Raw genomic sequence first — 16,781 nt, forward strand, 5'->3', positions numbered from 1 at the left:
GCGAGCCCGTCGGCACGCTCGGATCGCCCGTCCACGCTAGCGCTTCGGCACGCTCCTGGGGAGCGCACGGCACCTGTGCGCCCCGTACAGGTGACGTCGCGCGGGCCGCGCCGCGTGCTCCCCCTCGTGACCTTCGCCTCCCGCCGGGCGTTCACCAAGGCGTCCGGTGCCCCCGGTGCGACGCCGGGGGCGCGCTCGCTCCCCGTACCGGCAAGGGACTTCATGACCCAGGACCTCACCGACGCACCGGCCGACGACGCCGACCGCACCACCGCCCCCGCGCGCGCCGAGTGGTGGCGCGACGCGGTGATCTACCAGGTGTACCCGCGCAGCTTCGCCGACTCCGACGGCGACGGCATGGGCGACCTGCCGGGCGTCACCGCCCGGCTCCCCCATCTGAGACGGCTCGGCGTCGACGCCGTGTGGCTCTCGCCGTTCTACGCGTCACCGCAGGCCGACGCCGGGTACGACGTGGCGGACTACCGCGCGGTCGACCCCATGTTCGGCACCCTCGCCGACGCCGACGACCTGGTGCGCGCGGCCCACGGGCTCGGCCTGCGCGTGATCGTCGACATCGTGCCGAACCATTGCTCGGACCAGCACGAGTGGTTCCGCCGTGCGCTCGCGGAGGGGCCCGGATCGCCGTGGCGGGAGCGGTTCCACTTCCGTCCCGGCAAGGGCGGGGGCGGCGAACTGCCGCCGAACGACTGGGAGTCGGTGTTCGGCGGCCCGGCCTGGACCCGGACCGGGGACGGCGAGTGGTATCTGCACCTCTTCGCGCCCGAGCAGCCCGACTTCAACTGGGAGCACCCGGCGGTGCGCGAGGAGTTCCGCTCGGTGCTGCGGTTCTGGCTCGACCTCGGCGTCGACGGCTTCCGCGTCGACGTGGCGCACGGCCTGATCAAGGCGCCGGGCCTGCCGGACGTCGGCCACGGCGAACAGGTCAAGCTGCTCGGCTCGCGGCCCACGCCGTACTTCGACCAGGACGGCGTGCACGAGGTCTACCGCGACTGGCGTGCCGTCCTCGACTCCTACGACGGCGACCGCGTCGCCGTGGCCGAGGCCTGGACGCCGACGGTGGAGCGCAGCGCCCTGTACCTGCGCCCGGGCGAGCTGCACCAGGCCTTCAACTTCGCCTATCTGACGACGGAGTGGGACGCGGCGGCCCAGCGTGCCGTGATCGACCGCTCACTGGCCGCCATGGACGCCGTGGGCGCCCCCGCGACCTGGGTGCTCTCCAACCACGACGTGGTCCGGCACGCCACGCGCCTGGCCCCCGGCGACCCGGCCCGCGGCCTGCGCAGGGCGCGCGCCGCGACGCTGCTGATGCTGGCGCTGCCCGGCTCCGCGTACCTCTACCAGGGCGAGGAGCTGGGCCTGCCCGAGGTCACGGACCTGCCCGACGAGGTGCGCCAGGACCCGGCGTTCTTCCGCGGCTCGGGCCAGGGCGGCGCGGGGCAGGAGGGCACCCGCGACGGCTGCCGGGTGCCGCTGCCGTGGTCGGGGAGCAGGCCGCCGTTCGGCTTCGGACCCGTCGACGGCGGCCCGAGCTGGCTGCCGCAGCCCGCCGCCTGGAGCGAGCTGACCGTCGAGGCGCAGGAGGCGGACCCGGGCTCGACGCTCGCGCTGTACCGCGCCGCGCTCGCCGCGCGCCGGGCGCATCCCGCCCTGGGGGCGGGCGGCGGCGTGGAGTGGCTGGAATCCCCCGAGGGCGTGCTCCTGTTCCGCAGGCGCGCGGGGGAGGGTCCCGGCGGTGCCGGCGCCTGTGTCGTCGTCGCCGTGAACCTCTCGGACCGCCCGGTGACGCTTCCCGCACCCGGCCGGTTGCTCCTGAGCAGCGCCAACTCGGACCTCTCGGGGGCCGAGTTGGACTGCTCCGCCGCGGGCACCGTCGTACCTCCCGACACGACGGTCTGGTGGGCAGCGTGAGACTCGCCCGGTACAGTCCAATCCTGTGACCGCGCGACTGGCCGACATCGCAGCCCAGGCGGGGGTCAGCGAGGCGACCGTGAGCCGGGTCCTGAACGGCAGGCCGGGCGTCGCTGCGGCCACCCGCCAGTCCGTGCTCGCCGCGCTCGACGTCCTCGGCTACGAGAGGCCCGTACGGCTGCGCAGGCGCAGCGCGGGCCTCGTCGGCCTGATCACGCCCGAGCTGGAGAACCCGATATTCCCCGCGCTCGCCCAGGTGATCGGGCAAGCCCTCACCCGGCAGGGGTATACGCCCGTCCTGGCCACCCAGTCCCCCGGCGGCTCCACCGAGGACGAGCTGACGGAGATGCTGGTGGACCGGGGCGTCGCGGGCATCATCTTCGTCTCGGGCCTGCACGCGGACACCACGGCGGACACGGAGCGCTACGAGCGGCTGCGCGCGCAGGGCGTCCCCTTCGTGCTCGTGGACGGCTTCTCGCCCGCGGTGCGGGCGCCGTTCATCTCGCCCGACGACCGCGCGGCCATGCGCCTCGCGGTCACGCACCTGTCCTCGCTCGGCCACACCCGCATCGGCCTGGCCCTCGGGCCGCGGCGCTTCGTGCCGGTGCAGCGGAAGATCGAGGGCTTCACGCGCACCATGAGGGAGCGTTTCCAGCTCGCGCCGGACACCGTCGAGACGGACCTCGTCGAGCACTCCCTGTACACGCTCGAAGGCGGTCAGGCGGCGGCGTCCGCGCTGTTGGACCGCGGCTGCACGGCGCTCGTCTGCGCCAGCGACATGATGGCGCTCGGCGCGGTGCGGGCCGTGCGGGACCGGGGCCTTCAGGTGCCGGACGACGTCTCCGTGGTCGGCTTCGACGACTCGGTGCTCATCGCCTTCACGGATCCGCCCCTGACGACGATCCGCAAGCCCGTGCCCGCGATGGGCCAGGCCGCGGTCCGCACCCTCCTGGAGGAGATCGCGGGCACTCCGGCGCCGCACAGCGAGTTCGTCTTCATGCCGGAGCTGGTCGTGCGCGGCTCCACGGCGATGTGCCCGGACGGGCGCCCCGGCGCCGGGGGCACCCCCCAGGAAAGCCGGGAGCACCCCCTGGGAAACAGGCCTGAAGCACCTCGTCCCTGAGGCGTAGGGCGTGCGCCCGGAACCCATCGGGGGGATGATCTGAGGTGAGGTGGGTATCTGGCAGACTCTGTCCCTATGGGTGAGATGACTGTGACGACACTGGAAGGCCGCCGCCGGCCCACCACATCACCCATCGCGGGCGAGCCGGATGACCGCTTTGGGCGGAATTTTCTGCGCCGCTTGCGGACGCCCCGGCGACCACGGCTGTGGTTCGAGATCCTGTTGATCGCGGTGAGTTACTGGACGTACTCACTGATCCGCAACGCGGTGCCGGAGCAGAAGGCGCAGGCGCTGCGCAACGCCGACTGGATCTGGGACGTGGAGGGCACCCTCGGCATCGCCGTGGAGCGCTCGGTCAACCACGCGGTGGATTCCGTGACATGGCTCGTCGTCGGCATGAACTACTACTACGCGACACTGCACTTCGTCGTCACGCTCGGTGTCCTCGTGTGGCTGTACCGCAGTCATCCCGGGCGGTACGCGGCCTCGCGCCTGGTCCTCTTCGCGACGACCGCGGTGGCCCTGCTCGGTTACTACCTGTATCCGCTGGCGCCGCCCCGCCTGATGCCCGGCGGGGACTTCATCGACACCGTCATCGTGCACAACACGTGGGGCTCGATGGCGTCCGGCGACCTCAAGAACATGTCGAACCAGTACGCCGCGATGCCGTCCATGCACATCGGCTGGTCCCTGTGGTGCGGCCTGACCATCTTCGCCCTCGCCTCGGTGCCCTGGGCGAAGGTCCTCGGCCTGCTGTACCCCGTGGCGACGCTCGTGGTCATCGTCGCCACCGCCAACCACTTCTGGCTGGACGCGGTGGGCGGCATGATCTGCCTGGCCTTCGGCTACACGGTCGTCCGCCTCTGGTACGGGGCCCTTCCGCACGCCCTCCCGCAGCAGATCCCACCCCTGCCCGCCGGGCGCTGAGGCCCGGCGGCTAGGCCCCGTAGAAGCGGCGCTCCATGACGGCCCGGGCCCGGCGCGTCGTGCGGCGGTAGTCGTCCAGCATGTCCCCGACGTGGCCGGTCTCGTACCCGAGGTAACGGGCGACGGCCGCCAGCTCGCGGCCGTCGGACGGGAAGGTGTCGCCCGCCCGCCCCCGCACCAGCATCACCGCGTTGCGCACGCGGGTGGCGAGCACCCACGCCTCGTCGAGGGTCTCCGCCTCGTCCCCGGGGATGAGGCCCGCCGCGCAGGCCGCGGCGAGGGCCTCGCGGGTGCGCGTGGTGCGCAGGCCGGGCTCGGCCCAGCCGTGGCCGAGCTGGAGGAGCTGGACGGTCCACTCCACGTCGGAGAGGCCGCCGCGGCCCAGCTTGGTGTGCAGGGTGGGGTCGGCGCCGCGCGGGAGCCGCTCGGACTCCATGCGGGCCTTGAGGCGGCGGATCTCGCGGACCGCCTCGTCGCCGAGGCCCTCGGCGGGGTAGCGCAGCGGGTCGACAAGGTCGACGAAGGCCCTGCCGAGGTCCGCGTCGCCCGCGACGGGATCGGCGCGCAGGAGCGCCTGGGACTCCCAGACCAGGGACCAGCGGCGGTAGTAGGCGGCGTACGACTTCAGGGTGCGCACCAGTGGGCCGCTCTTGCCCTCGGGGCGCAGGTCGGCGTCGATGAGGAGCGGCGGGTCGGCGGAGGGCAGCTGGAGCAGCCGCCGCATCTCGGCGACGACCTTGTTCGCGGCCTTGGCCGCCTCCTGGTCGTCGACGCCCTCGCGGGGCTCGTGCACGAAGATGACGTCGGCGTCGGAGCCGTAGCCCAGCTCGCGCCCGCCGAAGCGGCCCATGCCGATGACGGCGAAGCGGGTGGGCAGCTCGTCGCCCCAGCCGTCGCGGACCACGGCGCGCAGGGCGCCCGCGATCGTGGCGGCGGTCAGGTCGGACACGGCGGTGCCCACGCGGTCCACGAGCGCGCCCGCGTCGCCGCCCGCGCTGCCGTACGAGGCGATGAGGTCGGCGGCGGTGGTGCGGAACAGCTCGCGCCGCCGCACCCCGCGGGCGGCGGCCACGGCCTGCTCGGGCCCATCCGCGCGGCGCACGGCGGCCAGGACCTCCTGTTCCAGGGCGGCGCGCCCGCGCGGCTCCAGGCCGCGCTCGTCGCCGAGCAGGGCGACCGCCTCGGGGGCGCGCAGGAGCAGGTCGGGGGCGAGCCGGCCCGCGGAGAGCACCCGGGCGAGGTTCTCCGCCGCCGCGCCCTCGTCGCGCAGCAGGCGCAGGTACCAGGGGGTCTTGCCGAGCGCGTCGGACACCTTGCGGAAGCCGAGCAGGCCCGCGTCGGGGTCGGCGGAGTCCGCGAACCAGCCGAGGAGGACCGGCAGGAGCGTGCGCTGGATGGCGGCCTTGCGGGTGACGCCGGAGGCGAGGGCCTCCAGGTGGCGCAGGGCGGCGGACGGGTCGGCGTACCCCAGCGCGACGAGCCGCTCGCGGGCCGCCTCGGTGCTCAGCCGGCTCTCGCCGGGGGCCAGTTGGGCGACGGCGTCCAGCAGCGGGCGGTAGAAGAGCTTCTCGTGCAGCCGGCGCACGACGGTGGTGTGCCGCTTCCAGGCGCGGCCGAGGTCGGTGAGGGGCTCGGTGCGCATGCCGAGGGAGCGGCCGATGCGGCGCAGGTCGGCGTCGCCCTCGGGGACGAGGTGGGTGCGGCGGAGGCGGTAGAGCTGGATGCGGTGTTCGAGGGAGCGCAGGAAGCGGTACGCGTCGTCGAGCTGGGCGGCGTCGACGCGGCCGACGTAGCCCCCGGCGGCGAGCGCGGCCAGGGCGTCGAGCGTCGTACCGCTGCGCAGCGAGGCGTCCGCGCGGCCGTGCACCAACTGGAGGAGCTGTACGGCGAATTCGACGTCGCGCAGGCCGCCGGGGCCGAGCTTCAGCTCGCGGTCGACCTCGCCCGCCGGGATGTTCGCCACCACGCGGCGGCGCATCTTCTGCACGTCGGCGACGAAGTTCTCGCGCTCGGCGGCCTGCCAGACCAGGGGCTCGACGGCGGCCACGTACTCCGCGCCGAGTTCGATGTCGCCGGCGACGGGCCGGGCCTTGAGCAGTGCCTGGAACTCCCAGGTCTTGGCCCAGCGCTGGTAGTAGGCGAGGTGCGAGGACAGGGTGCGCACGAGCGGGCCGTTGCGGCCCTCGGGGCGCAGGTTGGCGTCGACGGGCCAGATGGTGCCCTCGACCGTCGTGTCGGAGCAGATCCGCATCATGTGCGAGGCGAGCCGGGTCGCGGCCCGCAGCGCCTTCGCCTCGTCCGCGCCGTCGGCGGCCTCGCCGACGAAGATGACGTCGACGTCGGACACGTAGTTCAGCTCGTGGCCGCCGCACTTGCCCATGGCGATCACGGCGAGGCGGCACTGCGCGGCGTCGGCGGGCGCGTCCGCGCGGGCCATGGCGAGCGCGGCGCGCAGCGTCGCGGTGGCGAGGTCGGCCAGTTCGGCGGCGGCCTGGGCGACGTCCGTCGTGCCGCACACGTCACGGGCGGCGATGGCGAGCAGGCAGCGGCGGTAGGCGACGCGCAGCGACACCGGGTCGGTGGCCCCGGCGAGGCCGCGCTCGAAGTCCTCGACGCCCGGGTGCAGATCGGCCGCCTCGTACGTGACCAGGGCCCGCCAGTCGCGCGGGTGCCGGGCGAGGTGGTCGGCGAGCGCCTCGGACGCCCCGAGGACGCCGAGCAGGCGGTCGCGCAGCGGCTTGGAGCTGACGAGGGTGTCGAGCAGCTCGCGCCGGGCGGTCGCGGCGGTCTTTTCGGGCTTGGCGGGCTCGGCCGGCTGCGCCTCCACGAGGCGGACGAGGCCGAGCAGCGCCAGGTCGGGGTCGGCGGTGGCGCCGAGCGCGTCGAGGAGCACCGGGTCGTCGCGCACGGCGTCGAGACCGGGCGCGGCGAGCAGCCGCTCGGCGGCCGACGGGTCGGTGAATCCGTGCCGCAGCAGCCGCGTGAACGTGCTGCTCCTGCGCCCTTGCGGCAGCGTCATCCGCACGCCTTTCGCTCGCCTGTCCTGGCCAGAGCCTACCGAGCGGTGACGCGGTGGGGCTCGACGCGTTCCCCGCGCGTGCGAGGTCCGCCCCGGGACGCAAGCATGGAGCGGACAGGAGGACGACGGGACGCGGCGGCGGTTCACGTGACCGCGGGCCGGCCGGGGCCGCCGAAACCCCCCGCAATCGAACAAGTATCCGTACGATGAGCGCGCCGGAGCGGTACGCGGACCCGTACCGCACCCCGTGAAGGAAGGGATCAAGCCATGGAGTGGACGCTCGAAGTCGTCACGCTGCCCGTGTCGGACCTGGACCGGGCCAAGGAGTTCTACGAGAACAAGTGCGGCTTCAAGGCGGACCTGGACAGCGAGGTCGCGCCCGGAGTGCGCGTCATCCAGATCACGCCGCCCGGCTCGCGCTGTTCCTTCGCGATGGTGACCGGACTGCCCCTGGCCCCCGGCCAGGAGTCGATGGCGCCCGGCTCGCTGCACGGCCTCCAACTGTGCGTGACCGACATCGAGGCGGCCCGCGCGGAACTCGTGGGGCGCGGCGTCGACGTCACGCCGGTACGGACGCTGGGCGCGCGCGGCTGGGAGGACGGCAAGGGCGAGGCGGAGTGGAGCACCTTCTGCTTCTTCAAGGACCCGGACGGCAACGGCTGGACCGTGCAGGAGGCCCCGGCGCCGCTCTCGGAACGCTGACGACCCGACCCGACCCGGGGCGTCCCGGGCGCCGAGGCGTCCCGGCCCCCGCCGCGCGGACGCCCCGACCACGAGGAGAAGACGATGGACTACACGCTCGAAGTGATCCCCCTGCCCGTCAGCGACATCGACCGGGCCAAGGACTTCTACACGACCAAGTGCGGCTTCCACCTCGACATCGACCAGGAGGTCGTGCCCGGCATCCGCCTGGTCCAGCTCACGCCGCCCGGCTCCGGCTGTTCCGTCATGCTCGGCGACTCCGTCTGGGAGTCGACGCCGGGCCCGACGCCCGAGCCCGGCTCGTACCAGGGACTCCAGCTCGTGGTCGCCGATCTGCAACAGGCCCGCGAGGAGCTGACCGCCCGCGGCCTCGAACTGTCCGAGACCGTCTCGTACGCGGAGGCGGACGGCGCCTCCTTCATGTACTTCACCGACCCGGACGGCAACGGCTGGTCGATCCAGGAGTACAAGGTCCGGGCCACGCGACCGCTGCGGGAGGTCATCTGAGCTTCTTCTCCATCCAGGCCACGCCGAACTCCACGACGTCCCGGGCCTCCAGGAGATGGCTCTCGGCGGCGCCGACGAACCCCCGCACGCCCTTGCCCGTGGCCAGCAGATCGCGGGCGATGACCTCGAACGGCCAGACGCCTTCCGGCACGACCGGGGAGTAGTCGAAGGCGCCGTCCGCCGAGTCGATGTCGTGGAAGCGCCGCCAGACGCGCTCGCCGCCCTCCAGGACGGGCTGTTCGTAGTCCACGAACCGCTTGCCGGGGGCGTCGGCGAGGGCCTCGGCGTGGTGCAGCAGCGTGAGCGAGTCGAGCGGCGCGCCGAGGAGCAGCACCCGGCCGCCCTTCGCCACGAGCCGGGCGAGGGGGCTGTCCGGGCCGTGCGGGTCGTCCCAGGGGTGGTCGGCCATCAGCGCCTCCGCGTCGGCGCCGAGCGCGGCGAAGCTGGCGTCGGGGTGGCGGCTGCGCACGGCGCCGGGCCAGCGGCGCAGCGCCTCGGGCAGCCGCCCGTTGTTGTGGTCTGCCTCGCTCAGCTCCGGGTCGTACGCCGGGTGCTCGGCGCGCAGGGCGTCCTGCCACTCCTTGGGCCACTGGGTGCTGAACTCGTACGGCGGCGCGTCGTTCCACCCGCACGTCACCATCAGCGTGCCGCGCTCCCCCACCGCGTCGCCGAGGGCCCCGATGAGCGTCTGCGGGCCGCCCGCCACATACCCGATGGCGGACATCTGGGTGTGGAACATGACGATGTCCCCGTCACCGAGCCCGAGCGCCCGCAGCTCCCGGACGAGCCGCCCACGGGTCACCGGCCCGCCGGAGCGCTTCAGCAGTTCCTGTTCATCCATGCCGTCGACGCTATCCGCGTGGCGGCGGACGGAGGCAACTCATTTACCGGGGCGGGTCGTTCGGAACGCGGGGCGGCCTCCTGGCCCGGGCTCGGGCCCGGGGCGCACCCGCCGGACCAGACGTGCGGCTCACCGGCCCAGGCGGGCGGCGCCCCGGCCCTGCGCGCGGCTCAGCGGTCGGTCGCGGCGCCCAGGGGTTCGCCGAGTATGCGCTCGGCGAGGCGGGCCGCGAAACGCTCGGCGTCCCGCTCCAGCTCGGCCCGCGCGGCGGCGCGCTCGGCCGCGAGGCGGGCGGTGCCGGCGGCCACGACCTCGTCCCGCTCGCGCAGCCCGGCCTCCCGGGCGGCCCGTATCTTCTCGGTACCCTCCTCCATGGCGCGCTGCCGGATCAGGGCGGCCTCGTGCCGCGCCTCGGCCAGGATGCCCGCGCGGTCCGCACGCGCCCTGGCCGCCTCCGCGAGGGTCTCGTCCGCCTCACGGGCACGCCCCGCCGTCAGCCGCTCGCGCTCGGCCAGCACTCGCGTGAGGCGGGGCAGCAGCACCCCGGCGAAGGTCCAGAGGACGGCTGCGAACAGCACGACGCCGATGAGCAGGTCGACGGGGCGCGGCCGGAGCGGGCCGATGTCGAGCGCGAGGACGTCCATGTCGGACGATCTACCCACACTCCACCCGGAACGAACGCGTTTTCGAGCAAACCTGTGGCCGAATCACCGCACTCGCTACAGCACCGGCAGGTTCTTCCGCAGCTCGAACGCGGTGACCTCGGAGCGGTACTCCTCCCACTCCTGCTTCTTGTTGCGCAGGAAGAAATCGTAGACGTGCTCGCCGAGGGTCTCCGCGACCAGTTCGGAGCGCTCCATGAGGTGGATCGCCTCGCCGAGGTTCTGCGGGAGGGGCTCGATGCCGAGGGCGCGGCGTTCGGCGTCGCGGAGGGCCCAGACGTCGTCGTCGGCGCCCGGCGGGAGTTCGTAGCCCTCCTCGATGCCCTTGAGGCCCGCGGCGAGCAGGACCGCGTAGGCGAGGTAGGGGTTGGCGCCGGAGTCGAGGGAGCGGACCTCGACGCGGGCCGAGCCGGTCTTGCCGGGCTTGTACATGGGCACGCGGATGAGGGCGGAGCGGTTGTTGTGGCCCCAGCAGATGTACGAGGGGGCTTCGCCGCCCGCGCCGGCGGTGCGCTCGGAGCCGCCCCAGATGCGCTTGTAGGAGTTGACCCACTGGTTGGTGACCGCGGAGATCTCGGCGGCGTGCTTCAGCAGGCCCGCGATGAAGGAGCGGCCGACCTTGGAGAGCTGGTACTCGGCGCCGGACTCGTAGAACGCGTTGCGGTCGCCCTCGAAGAGGGAGAGGTGGGTGTGCATGCCGGAGCCGGGGTGCTCGGAGAACGGCTTCGGCATGAACGTCGCCTGGACGCCCTGCTCCAGCGCCACCTGCTTCATGACCAGGCGGAACGTCATGATGTTGTCCGCCGTGGAGAGCGCGTCCGCGTACCGCAGGTCGATCTCCTGCTGGCCGGGGCCGCCCTCGTGGTGGCTGAACTCGACCGAGATGCCCATGGATTCGAGCATCGTGATGGCCTGGCGGCGGAAGTCCATGCCCACGTTCTGCGGGGTGTGGTCGAAGTAGCCGCTGGTGTCGGCGGGCGTGGGCCGCGAGCCGTCCAGGGGCCGGTCCTTCAGGAGGAAGAACTCGATCTCTGGGTGCGTGTAGAAGGTGAAGCCGAGGTCGGAGGTCTTCGCGAGGGCCCGCTTGAGGACGTAGCGCGGGTCCGCGAAGGACGGGGAGCCGTCCGGCATCAGGATGTCGCAGAACATGCGGGCCGTGCCGGGCGCCTCCGCGCGCCAGGGCAGCACCTGGAAGGTGCCCGGGTCCGGCTTGGCGATCATGTCGGACTCGTACACGCGGGCGAAGCCCTCGATGGCGGAGCCGTCGAAGCCGATGCCCTCGTCGAAGGCCTGCTCCAGCTCGGCGGGGGCGACCGCGACCGACTTCAGGAAGCCGAGTACGTCCGTGAACCACAGGCGTACGAACCGGATGTCGCGCTCCTCCAGAGTACGGAGCACGAACTCCTGCTGCTTGTCCATCTCGACTTCCACCCATCCTTGCTGGTCGGAACCGGCTGCTCCCAAGCCATGGGACGTCGCCCCGGCACACGAGCATCCCACCACACGGTTTCACGCGCGTTGCGGCCGCTCATCGCCCATACTGCACGGTTCTCCGGAGGCGGTGACAGCCGCGTCGGACCATCGACTTAAAGTGGTATCCAAGATGCAAGTTTTACGCGGGCCGTGCTCCGGCCCCCGCGGAGCCGTGCCCGGGTGCCGTGCCCGGGTGCCGCGGGAGGCGGGGCAGCGCGCCGCGCACGCCGGGACGCCGGTCCCGCGAGAGGAGGCACCTTGCTGTCCGACCAGTCCGCCGCCACCGTCCGCGCCACGCTGCCCGTCGTCGGCGCGGCCGTCGAGGACATCACCGCCCGCTTCTACGACAGGCTCTTCACCGCCCACCCGGAGCTGCTCCGGGACCTCTTCAACCGCGGCAACCAGGCCGCGGGGACCCAGCGCCGGGCCCTCGCCGGGTCCATCGCCGCGTTCGCCGCGCACCTCGTGGAGCACCCGGACGAGCGGCCCGACGTGATGCTGGCCCGCATCGCGCACAAGCACGCGTCGCTGGGCGTCACGCCCGAGCAGTACGAGACGGTCCACCGGCACCTCTTCGCCGCCATCGCCGAGGTGCTCGGCGACGCCGTCACACCCGCGGTGGCGGCCGCGTGGGACGAGGTGTACTGGCTGATGGCCAACGCCCTCGTCGCGATCGAGGCGCGCCTTTACGCCGAGCGGGGCATCACGGCGGGCGCGGACGCGCTGCGCGCGTGGGAGGTGGTGGAACGGATCGAGGAGACGGCGGACGTCGCCACGTTCCTGCTGCGCCCCGCCGACGGGACGCCCCCGCCCGCCTTCCGCGCGGGCCAGTACGTGTCCGTGCAGGTCCAGCTCGCCGACGGGGCCCGGCAGATACGCCAGTACAGCCTGTCAGGCGCGCCCGGCGCGGACGTGCGGCAGATCAGCGTGAAGCGGGTCCGGGGCGGGGCGGGCCCCGACGGCGAGGTCTCCGCGCACCTCCACGCGCACACGCGCGTGGGCGACCGGCTGCGGGTCTCCGCCCCGTACGGCGACCTCGTCCTCGACAGCGGTGTCCTGCGCGGCCCGGACGGTCCCGCGCCGCTCCTGCTCGCGTCGGCGGGCATCGGCGTCACGCCCATGGTCGCGATGCTCCAGCAGCTCGCGGGCGCCGGGCACGAGGGCCCGGTCACCGTCGTGCACGCCGACCGCTCCCCCGCCGACCACGCGCTGCGCGCCGCCCACCGCGCGTACGCGGACGAACTCCCGGGCGCCACGGCCCACTTCTGGTACGAGCGTCCGGAGCCGGGCCGTCCACGACTCGACCTCGTCCGCACGGGCCGCGTGGACCTGGCCGGGCTGCCGGTGCCGCCCGGCACGCACGCGTACCTGTGCGGGCCGCTGCCCTTCATGAAGGCCGTACGCTCCCAGCTCCTCGCCAAGGGGGTCGCGCCCGCCGCGGTCCACTACGAGGTCTTCGGCCCCGACCTGTGGCTCGCGAGCCCGAGCAGCAGCGGTCCCGTCGGCGAGGCCACGATGTCCTCGACGGTCACGGGGTCGAGGGCGGCGTAGAACGCCTCCTGCGCGCGGCGCAGCGCGCCCCGCAGCCGGCACCCCGAGTTCAGCGGGCAGGGCGTCGCGCCCTCGCACTCCACGACGTCCCCCTCGCCCTCGAACTCGCGCACCAGCGCGCCGACGGACGCGGTGCGCCCCGCGTCGGTGAGCGCGAGCCCGCCGCCCCGGCCGCGCCGGGCCTCGACGAGGCCGAGGTGCGTCAGGCGCGCGGCGACCTTCGCGGCGTGCGTGTAGGGGACGGCCATGTCGGCGGCCACCTGCCGGGTGGAGGGGGCGGGGCCGTGGCCGCGACCCGGCGCGTCCGCGACGGCGAGGCGCATGAGCATGCGCAGCGCCAGGTCGGTGGAGTGCAGGAGCCGCATGCCGCGCAGCGTAGGGAATGCGCATGTGAGGTTCAAATTTCGGAGGTGGGCGGACGCAGAGGCCCGGGCCCCTGCGCAGGCGGCCCGGACAGCCGGCGCAGGCGGCCCGGACGCGGGGCCCGGGTCGCCGGATGGGGGCCCGGGCGGCCGGATGGGGCCCGGGCGGCCGGATGGGGGCCCGGGCGGCCGGATGGGGGCCCTCAAGGGCCGCCGGGCCCGGTGGATTTGGCAGATTGGAAGTGGGGCCCTTCCGCTCGGCGGCACGCGGGCTACGATCAACGCACTCGCAACGCCCCCTGTTCGACCCATCCGATCCGTCCCTTTCCGCAGAAGGACACACCATGGGTTCCGCCAAGAAGACGAGCAGCGCCGAACGCAAGGCCCGAATAGCGGAGATGCGGCGTGCCGAAGCCGCCCGCGAGCGCCGCGCCCGCGCGCTCACCATCACCTTGAGCGCGGTGATCGTCGCGGCCCTCGGCATCGGCGGCTACTTCCTGGTCTCGCAGGCCGACGACGGCGACGACGAGTCGGGCAAGTCGGGCGACGCCGCGGCCGTGGCCGAGTTCACCAGGACCAAGGACGGCGAGAAGGTCTGGGACGCCAAGAAGCTGGGCCGCACGCACGTCGAGGGCAAGGTGAAGTACCCGGTGACGCCGCCGGTGGGCGGCAACCACAACCAGGTGTGGATGAACTGCAACGGCGACGTCTACCAGAACGAGATCCCGAACGAGAACGCCGTGCACTCCCTCGAACACGGCTCGGTGTGGGTGACGTACAACGACCAGGCGAAGCCCGCCGACCTGAAGAAGCTCGAAGCGAAGGTGAAGAAGACGCCGTACTCGCTGATGAGCCCGGTCAAGAAGCAGAAGGAGCCGCTGCTGCTCACGGCCTGGGGCCACCAGCGGGCGATCACGGGCGCGGACGACGCGAAGGTCGGCTCGTTCTTCTCCACGTTCGTGCAGGGCAAGCAGACCCCCGAGCCGGGTGCCGCCTGCACGAACGGCAAGGGGCAGTGATGAAGCGGACCGACTGGCTGACCGGCGCCGTCCTCGGCGCGGTGCTCGCGGCGGGCGGCATCACGGCCGCCGTGGCCGCCGACGACGAGCCCTCCGGCGCGGGCTCGGGCGCCGACGGCGTGCCGTCGAGCACCTCCGCCGACGCCGGGTTCGCCCGTGACATGTCCGTGCACCACCAGCAGGCCGTGGAGATGTCGTACATCGTCCGCGACCGCACGAAGAACGAGGAGATCCGCAGGCTCGCCTACGACATCGCGCAGACCCAGGCCAACCAGCGCGGCATGATGCTCGGCTGGCTCGACCTGTGGGACATGCCGAAGGTGTCCGAGGACCCGCCCATGAAGTGGATGGGCATGGCGGACGCCCCCGCCGGCGACGACGGCGCGCTGATGCCGGGCATGGCGACGAACGCGCAGATGAAGCGGCTCGGCGAGCTGGACGGCCGCAAGGCGGAGGTCTATTACCTGCGTCTGATGACCACCCACCACAAGGGCGGCATCCACATGGCGCAGGGGTGCGTGGAGCGCTGCGCGGTGCCGGTCGAACGGCGGCTCGCGCAGGGGATGGTGGAGTCCCAGGAGTCGGAGGTCAAGCTGATGGCGGACCTGCTGAAGGCGCGGGGCGCGAAGCCGTAGCGCGGGCCGGGCCCGGGTCAGTCCGCCCGCCACCTCACGTGCGGCGGGCGCACCGCCGCGCACAGCGGCATCCCCGCCCCGTCCGTGAGCCCCAGCTCGGCGACGCCCGCCCCGGCCTCGAGGACCTCGTCGGGCAGGTCCGCGAAGAACAGCTTGGCCCGGCGGAACATCGCGAAGCCGCCGCCCGGCGGCAGCTCGCCCCACGTGAGGTAGAAGAACCGCGCGCCCCGCTTGCCCTGTGCGTACGGACCCTTGAAGTCCGGCGTGCCGTCGGGCGCGGCGGCCACCGTCACCTCGAACTCCCACACCGCGTCGGGCGCGTCCGCGCGGACCAGGCCGTCGGGCTCCGCGCCCCGCTGCACCCCCACGTGCACGTCCCGGAACTCCCCGCACTCGGCCCCCGGCAGCTCCCGTCCCACCACCCGCAGCTTCAGCTTCTGAGTCATGCCCTCCATAGCACCACGAGCCTCTGACAACGCCCGCCGGGCGGCGGGCCCCCGCCCGGCTACCGCGTGGCCAGGATCGTCTCGGCGACCTCGTGCGGGCGGTCGCGCATCAGGAGGTGACCCGCGGGGCGCAGGGCCTGGAAGGACGCCCCGAGGGACACCGCGAGGGCGTGCTGGCGGGAGATCCAGCGGCTCGCGCCCGCGGGGCCCGCGGCGAGCACCGCGACCGGCACCCCGGGCAGCGCGGCCTCTCGCCTGAGCAGGGCGAGGTCGTGCGCCACGTCGCCGTACGTCACGTACTCGACGAGCCCGGCCCGCCACACCCGGCTCAGCCCGTACGCCGCCCGCAGCGGGCGGGGCACGCCCCCGCCCCGCAGCAAGGGCCCGAGCGCCCGTGGCAGCCCCGCCGCGCCGAGTACGGCCCCGCACACGCGCGCCCCCGCGACCCGTGCCCCGCGCGCGGGCAGGGCGCGCGTGCGCTCCTCCACGCTGGAGTCGACGAGGACGAGCCCGGCCGTCCGCCGCGGGTACCGCCGCGCGAACGCCTCCGCGTGGAACCCGGCGAGCGAGTGCCCGACGACCGTCACGGCCCGCTCCCCCAGGCCCACGGCGTCCAGGACCCGGGCGACGCGCTCCGCCTCCCCCGCCAGCGTGGGCACCCCGCGCGCGGGCGCGCTGCGGCCGAGCCCCGGCCGGTCGAAGCGCACGACCGTGCGGGCGGGGGCGAGCAGCTCGGCCACCGGGTCCCACTCGAACCACGCGAGCCCGAGCCCCGCGCTGAGCACGCACACCGGGCCCCGCCCGGTCACGTCCACGTGGTGCGGCACCCCGTCGATCCGTACGAACACCCCGCCGGTCACCTCCGTCGTCGTACGAGCACGAGCCACGCCAGGCCCACCAGCCACAGGGCGATCGCGAGCACCTGGAGCCGCTGCCCGATGCCGAGCCCCCACGTGCCGTGCCCGGCGTCGAGGGCGAAGACGGCGGCGAGGGTCCAGACGGTGGCGGCGAGTTCGACGGCCACGAGCACCGCGAGCACCGCCCGCTGCCGCGCCCCGCCCGCGCCCGCCCGGCGTACGGCCGCCGTCAGGAGCACCATCCCCACCAGCGCCCCGGTCACCGCCACGCTGCTGCTGACCGTGTGCGCCGCGTGCGTGGCGGGCACGTGCCCGGCCTGCTCGCGCGCGAGGCACGCCGCGTCCACGGTGGGCGCGCAGCTCAGCGGAAGGCGCGCGTCGGCGGCCGTGGCCGCGCCGAAGAGGACGAGCCCGGCCCAGCCGAGGGCGGACAGGGCGCGCACGCGGGGCACGGCGGCCCGGCAGCGCAGCCGCGCCAGGCCGCCCGCGGCCCCCGCGCACACCAGCACGCCCGCGGCGAAGTCCACCGCCCGGAAGAAGGCCCCGTACGGCTGGTCCTCGGCGGCGAGTTCACTCACGTACGTCCGCGTCGGCGGGAGTCCGGTCGGCAGGACCGCTTCGAGGGCCCACGAGGTGTACGCGGCGGCGCCGAGCACCAGGAGCGCGGCCACGGCCACGCGGACGGCGCGGGGCGCGCCGGGGCCTCGGGGCGTGGGGGACATATGCGT

Annotated in this window: 16 protein-coding genes; 8 read left to right on the top strand and 8 right to left on the bottom strand. The window is 74.1% G+C overall.

Features of this window, described 5'->3' with window-relative positions:
* Positions 1–222 precede the first annotated feature (222 nt).
* The 3 genes from AC07GB_RS17460 (at position 223) to AC07GB_RS17470 (ending at position 3,979) form a co-directional block, all read left to right on the top strand.
* The gene (locus AC07GB_RS17460; RefSeq protein WP_478846223.1) at positions 223–1,929 is read left to right on the top strand and encodes a glycoside hydrolase family 13 protein; all 1,707 of its coding nucleotides are present in this window, start codon (positions 223–225) and stop codon (positions 1,927–1,929) included.
* A 25-nt stretch (positions 1,930–1,954) separates the two neighbouring features.
* The gene (locus AC07GB_RS17465; RefSeq protein ID WP_478846225.1) at positions 1,955–3,052 is read left to right on the top strand and encodes a LacI family DNA-binding transcriptional regulator; all 1,098 of its coding nucleotides are present in this window, start codon (positions 1,955–1,957) and stop codon (positions 3,050–3,052) included.
* 75 nt (positions 3,053–3,127) lie between these two features.
* Entirely contained in the window at positions 3,128–3,979 is an 852-nt protein-coding gene (locus tag AC07GB_RS17470; protein ID WP_478846227.1) for a phosphatase PAP2 family protein, read from the top strand.
* 10 nt (positions 3,980–3,989) lie between these two features.
* Here the strand turns inward: AC07GB_RS17470 and AC07GB_RS17475 are convergent, their stop codons facing one another.
* Positions 3,990–6,998: a bifunctional [glutamine synthetase] adenylyltransferase/[glutamine synthetase]-adenylyl-L-tyrosine phosphorylase gene (locus AC07GB_RS17475; RefSeq protein WP_478846229.1), complete on the bottom strand. Its 3,009-nt coding sequence runs from the start codon at positions 6,996–6,998 to the stop codon at positions 3,990–3,992.
* A gap of 267 nt (positions 6,999–7,265) precedes the next feature.
* On the opposite strand from AC07GB_RS17475, the gene AC07GB_RS17480 reads away from it, so the two are divergent.
* Together AC07GB_RS17480 and AC07GB_RS17485 are read left to right on the top strand one after the other, a co-directional pair.
* Positions 7,266–7,700 (top strand): VOC family protein, encoded by a 435-nt coding sequence (locus tag AC07GB_RS17480; RefSeq protein ID WP_478846231.1) that lies wholly within the window; start codon positions 7,266–7,268, stop codon positions 7,698–7,700.
* 84 nt (positions 7,701–7,784) lie between these two features.
* Positions 7,785–8,207: a VOC family protein gene (locus AC07GB_RS17485; RefSeq protein ID WP_478846233.1), complete on the top strand. Its 423-nt coding sequence runs from the start codon at positions 7,785–7,787 to the stop codon at positions 8,205–8,207.
* Here the strand turns inward: AC07GB_RS17485 and aac(3) are convergent.
* The 3 genes from aac(3) to glnA form a co-directional block, all read right to left on the bottom strand.
* Positions 8,200–9,048, bottom strand: a complete 849-nt coding sequence (gene aac(3), locus AC07GB_RS17490; RefSeq protein ID WP_478846235.1) for an aminoglycoside 3-N-acetyltransferase — start codon at positions 9,046–9,048, stop codon at positions 8,200–8,202. The genes AC07GB_RS17485 and aac(3) overlap by 8 nt on opposite strands.
* A 170-nt stretch (positions 9,049–9,218) precedes the next feature.
* Positions 9,219–9,692, bottom strand: coding sequence for a F0F1 ATP synthase subunit B family protein (locus AC07GB_RS17495; protein ID WP_478846237.1), 474 nt, complete (start codon positions 9,690–9,692; stop codon positions 9,219–9,221).
* Positions 9,693–9,767: 75 nt separating this feature from the next.
* Positions 9,768–11,129, bottom strand: coding sequence for a type I glutamate--ammonia ligase (gene glnA / locus AC07GB_RS17500; protein WP_478846494.1), 1,362 nt, complete (start codon positions 11,127–11,129; stop codon positions 9,768–9,770).
* 312 nt (positions 11,130–11,441) lie between these two features.
* Here glnA and AC07GB_RS17505 point away from each other — a divergent pair, with 312 nt between their 5' ends.
* A complete protein-coding gene (locus tag AC07GB_RS17505) occupies positions 11,442–12,734 on the top strand; it encodes a globin domain-containing protein (RefSeq protein WP_478846239.1) in 1,293 nt (430 codons plus the stop codon).
* Here AC07GB_RS17505 and AC07GB_RS17510 read toward each other — a convergent pair.
* Complete coding sequence (locus AC07GB_RS17510; RefSeq protein WP_478846241.1) at positions 12,629–13,099, bottom strand: Rrf2 family transcriptional regulator; 471 nt, start codon at positions 13,097–13,099, stop codon at positions 12,629–12,631. The two genes, AC07GB_RS17505 and AC07GB_RS17510, sit on opposite strands and share 106 nt — an antisense overlap.
* A gap of 341 nt (positions 13,100–13,440) precedes the next feature.
* Between AC07GB_RS17510 and AC07GB_RS17515 the strand changes: the two genes are divergently transcribed.
* A complete protein-coding gene (locus AC07GB_RS17515; RefSeq protein ID WP_478846243.1) occupies positions 13,441–14,115 on the top strand; it encodes a DUF3105 domain-containing protein in 675 nt (224 codons plus the stop codon).
* Positions 14,115–14,750 (top strand): DUF305 domain-containing protein, encoded by a 636-nt coding sequence (locus AC07GB_RS17520; RefSeq protein WP_478846245.1) that lies wholly within the window; start codon positions 14,115–14,117, stop codon positions 14,748–14,750. Before AC07GB_RS17515 ends, AC07GB_RS17520 begins: the two co-directional genes overlap by 1 nt.
* A 17-nt stretch (positions 14,751–14,767) precedes the next feature.
* Here the strand turns inward: AC07GB_RS17520 and AC07GB_RS17525 are convergent, their stop codons facing one another.
* From AC07GB_RS17525 to AC07GB_RS17535, 3 genes are read right to left on the bottom strand one after another with little or no spacing between them, the layout of a single operon-like run.
* A complete protein-coding gene (locus AC07GB_RS17525; RefSeq protein ID WP_478846246.1) occupies positions 14,768–15,196 on the bottom strand; it encodes a DUF5990 family protein in 429 nt (142 codons plus the stop codon).
* 59 nt (positions 15,197–15,255) lie between these two features.
* Positions 15,256–16,083, bottom strand: coding sequence for an alpha/beta fold hydrolase (locus AC07GB_RS17530; protein ID WP_478846248.1), 828 nt, complete (start codon positions 16,081–16,083; stop codon positions 15,256–15,258).
* The gene (locus tag AC07GB_RS17535; protein ID WP_478846250.1) at positions 16,053–16,775 is read right to left on the bottom strand and encodes a DUF998 domain-containing protein; all 723 of its coding nucleotides are present in this window, start codon (positions 16,773–16,775) and stop codon (positions 16,053–16,055) included. The genes AC07GB_RS17530 and AC07GB_RS17535 overlap by 31 nt, the downstream gene beginning before the upstream one ends.
* Between the last annotated feature and the right edge of the window lie 6 nt (positions 16,776–16,781).

Source organism: Streptomyces sp. NPDC045778 (genome assembly GCF_056431945.1).